The 4,389-nt window shown below is 65.2% G+C and carries 3 protein-coding genes; all 3 read left to right on the forward strand.

All coding sequences use genetic code 11. From position 1 onward, the window contains the following. The coding region (locus A2J02_RS04975) for a toprim domain-containing protein (RefSeq protein ID WP_231911411.1) at nucleotides 1–574 on the forward strand (574 nt) is incomplete at its 5' end. Between the two features lie 68 nt (nucleotides 575–642). Beyond that, on the forward strand, nucleotides 643–3,186 hold the full coding sequence (gene gyrA, locus A2J02_RS04980) for a DNA gyrase subunit A (protein WP_068047539.1): 2,544 nt from the start codon (nucleotides 643–645) through the stop codon (nucleotides 3,184–3,186). After that, nucleotides 3,187–4,389, forward strand: a 1,203-nt coding sequence (locus A2J02_RS28585; protein ID WP_231911412.1) for a DUF3566 domain-containing protein, incomplete at its 3' end; no start/stop codon positions are given.

The raw sequence follows: 4,389 nt of genomic DNA on the forward strand, positions 1-4,389 counted from the left end.
CATCAACGTCGAGAAGGCTCGTATCGACCGCGTCCTCAAGAACAACGAGGTCCAGGCGATCATCACCGCCTTCGGAACCGGCATCCACGACGAGTTCGACATCACCAAACTGCGTTATCACAAGATCGTGCTGATGGCCGACGCCGACGTCGACGGTCAGCACATCTCGACGCTTCTGATGACTCTGCTGTTCCGGTTCATGCGTCCGTTGATCGAGAACGGTCACGTCTACCTCGCCATGCCGCCGCTGTACAAGCTCAAGTGGAGCCGCGGTGAACCGGACTTCGCCTACTCCGATCGTGAACGCGACGGACTGCTCGAGGCCGGCATCGCCAACAAGCGCAAGATCAACGTCGAGGACGGCGTCCAGCGCTACAAGGGCCTCGGCGAGATGAACGCCAAGGAGCTGTGGGAAACCACGATGGACCCGGCTGTGCGTGTGCTGCGTCTGGTCACCCTCGACGACGCGGCCGCGGCCGACGAACTGTTCAGCGTCCTGATGGGCGAGGACGTCTCCGCACGCCGAAGCTTCATTGCCCGCAACGCGAAAGATGTTCGCTTTCTTGACGTTTAGTCACTTCCCTTCACGCACCGATGAGGTTTCTCGGTGCGTGGAGGTGACCGTTTCTCGAGGAGATTTGCATGTCTGACATCACCGAACCGCCGGTAGGACCCCCGCCGGGTTCGACCACCAACGCCGAGGGCGGAGACCGGATCGATCCGGTCGACATCCAGCAGGAAATGCAGCGCAGTTACATCGATTACGCCATGAGCGTCATCGTCGGTCGTGCCCTGCCCGAGGTGCGTGACGGCCTCAAGCCGGTGCACCGTCGTGTCCTGTACGCGATGTACGACTCGGGCTTCCGCCCCGACCGCAGCTACGTCAAATCCGCACGCCCCGTTGCCGAAACGATGGGTAACTACCATCCCCACGGCGACACCTCCATCTACGACGCACTGGTGCGTCTGGCTCAGCCGTGGTCGATGCGGTACCCACTCGTCGACGGCCAGGGCAACTTCGGTTCACGTGGCAACGACGGTGCCGCAGCCATGCGATACACCGAAGCCCGGTTGACCCCGCTGGCGATGGAGATGCTGCGCGACATCGACGAGGAAACCGTCGACTTCATCCCCAACTACGACGGCAAAACCCAAGAGCCGACGGTACTTCCGTCGCGCGTGCCGAACCTGTTGATGAACGGCTCCAACGGTATTGCCGTCGGTATGGCCACCAACATCCCGCCGCACAATCTGCGTGAACTGGGCGACGCGGTGTTCTGGGCCCTGGACAACTTCGAGGCCGACGAGGAAGCAACCCTCGCTGCCTGCATGGAACGCGTCAAGGGCCCTGATTTCCCCACCCACGGACTCATCGTCGGCGGCCAGGGTATCCAGGACGCGTACTCGACCGGTCGCGGCTCCATCCGGATGCGCGGCGTCGTCGAGATCGAGGAAGATTCCAACGGTCGCACCACGATCGTCATCACCGAGCTGCCGTACCAGGTCAACCCGGACAACCTGATCACCTCGATCGCCGAGCAGGTACGGGACGGCAAGATGTCCGGTATCTCCAAGATCGACGACGAGTCGTCCGACCGAGTCGGTATGCGCATCGTCGTCACGATCAAGCGCGATGCGGTCGCGAAGGTCGTGCTCAACAACCTCTACAAGCACTCGCAGCTGCAGACGAGCTTCGGCGCGAACATGCTCTCCATCGTCGACGGCGTACCGCGCACCCTTCGCCTCGATCAGATGATTCGCTTCTACGTCACCCACCAACTCGACGTGATCGTTCGGCGTACTCGGTACCGGCTGCGCAGAGCGGAGGAGCGGGCTCACATTTTGCGTGGCTTGGTCAAGGCTCTCGACGCACTCGACGAGGTCATCGCGCTCATTCGTGCGTCGCAGACGGTGGATCTGGCCAAGCAGGGCTTGATCGACCTGCTCGACATCGACGAGATCCAAGCTCAGGCGATCCTCGACATGCAGCTGCGGCGCCTCGCTGCTCTCGAGCGTCAGAAGATCATCGACGAGTTGGCAGAACTCGAACGCACCATCGCAGACCTGCAGGACATTCTGGCCAAGCCGGAGCGGCAGCGACAGATCGTGCGGGACGAGCTCGCCGAGATCGTCGAGAAGTTCGGTGACGACCGTCGCACGCGCATCATCGCCGCCGACGGGGACGTCAACGACGAAGATCTGATCGCGCGGGAGAACGTGGTCGTCACGATCACCGAGACCGGATACGCCAAGCGCACAAGAACCGACCTCTACCGCTCGCAGAAGCGCGGCGGCAAGGGAGTGATGGGTGCGGGCCTCAAGCAGGACGACATCGTCAGCAAGTTCTTCGTCTGCTCGACGCACGACTGGATCCTGTTCTTCACCACCAAAGGTCGCGTCTACCGGGCCAAGGCCTACGAGCTGCCCGAGGCGAACCGAACCGCTCGCGGTCAGCACGTTGCGAACTTGCTCGCCTTCCAGCCGGACGAACGCATCGCCCAGGTCATCCAGATCAAGACCTACGAGGATGCCCCCTACCTGGTGCTCGCCACCAAGGGTGGTCTCGTCAAGAAGTCGCGTCTGACGGATTTCGATTCCAACCGCAGCGGCGGCATCGTCGCGGTCAATCTGCGCGGCGACGACGAGTTGGTCGGCGCGGTTCTCGCATCCTCGGACGACGATCTGCTGCTGGTCTCGGCGCAGGGTCAGTCCATCCGGTTCTCGGCCACCGACGAGGTACTGCGCCCGATGGGTCGCGCCACCTCGGGTGTGCAGGGCATGAGATTCAACGGCGAGGACGCGTTGCTCTCGCTCAACGTCGTCAGCGAGAACAAGTTCTTGCTGGTCGCGACGTCGGGTGGCTATTCCAAGCGCACCGCGATGGAGGATTACCCGCAGCAGGGCCGCGGCGGAAAGGGAGTGCTGACAATCCAGTACGACCCGAAGCGTGGCACGCTGGTGGGAGCTCTCATCGTCGACGACGAGGACGAGCTGTACGCCATCACGTCCAGTGGTGGTGTGATCCGGACCGCTGCCAAGCAGGTTCGGAAGGCCGGCCGACAAACCAAGGGCGTGCGGTTGATGAATCTCGGTGAAGGCGACACCCTGCTCGCGATCGCGCGCAACGCCGACGAGATCGAACCGGATTCTCTGGGCACCGAAGACGATGCAGCGAAGGAGTCGTAAGTGAGCACTCCCAACCGGCCTGGTAGCAGGCCCGGCCCCAGCGGTGGACCGGACAGCCGGGAAGCCGAGCAGCCCGCGCGTCCCGCGCCGCCCGAGGGAGCTCGCCCGGGCAGCCGCCCGCAGCCGGCCAATCGTCCCGCGCCTGCCGCGGGCCGTGGCCCGGCACCGCAAGGTGGTGCTCGCCCTCCGATCCGACCGGCACCGGGAAATCCGAACGGTCCGGCACGCCCGGCTCAGGGACCCCCGCCCCCGCAGCGACCGCCTGCACCTCAGGGACCGCCGGGGGCTTCCCCGCAACGTCCGCCTGCACCCCAGCAGGGACAGGCTCCTGCCGGTCAGTCCCAGCCGCCGCAGGCTCCCGGCCGTCAGCCAGGTCCGGGTCAGCAGGCTCCCGGACGGCCCGTCGGTCCGCCGCCGAACGGCCAACCGCCGCAGCGGCAGGCACCGGCCGGTCAAGCTCCTCGGCAGGCAGCCCCGCAGCCCTCGGGACAGCAGCCCTCGCCCAACGAGACCGTCCGCACACCGCAGGTATCCGCCGACTCGGCTGCCACCGGTGACGGATCTCGTGCATCCGAGCCCGCTCGGGGTCAGGATCAGGCAGGTCCCGCAGCAACTCAGGCGATGCCGGCTCAACAGAACGACGATCCGCAGGCCGGCGCCGGAACGCCGCCCTGGCAGCGCGGAGCCGCCCAGCGGCCCGCATCGCAGGGGACGGACCGGCAGCAGCCGCAGAATCAGCCGCAGACCAACCTGTCCGGACGCGGAGCGGCACTGCCACCGAACGGTGAGTTCGATCGGACCGCTCGTACGGCCGCCGAGCCCACTAAGCGTGAGTCGACGGAGGACAAGACCGAACGGCGAGAAGCTGCCCGGTCGAAGGCTGCGGTCATCGACGGACCGACACGGCACATCGAACGCAAGGATCTGGCGAAGGACATGCCGGACCTGTCTGCCGTCCGGCACCCGGAGCCGTCCCAGTCCGAGCGCGCAGCACCGGCAGCCATCACGGCCGTGGCCAGTGCGGACGGCGACCCCCTGCGGGCGACCATCCAGATCCGCAAGATCGATCCGTGGTCGACGCTCAAGATCGCCCTCGTTATCGCAGTGTCACTGTTCTTCGTGTGGATGGTGTCCGTCGGTTTGCTGTACGCCGTCCTCGACGGCATGGGCGTCTGGGAACGTCTCAACAGTGCGTTCACCGAG

It is taken from the genome of Rhodococcus sp. EPR-147 (assembly GCF_001647185.1).
Taxonomy (GTDB): Bacteria; Actinomycetota; Actinomycetes; order Mycobacteriales; family Mycobacteriaceae; genus Rhodococcoides.

Coding starts and splice junctions, on each gene's coding strand:
- gyrA (WP_068047539.1), top strand. CDS start 643: ATGTCTGACATCACCGAACCGCCGGTAGGACCCCCGCCGGGTTCGACC.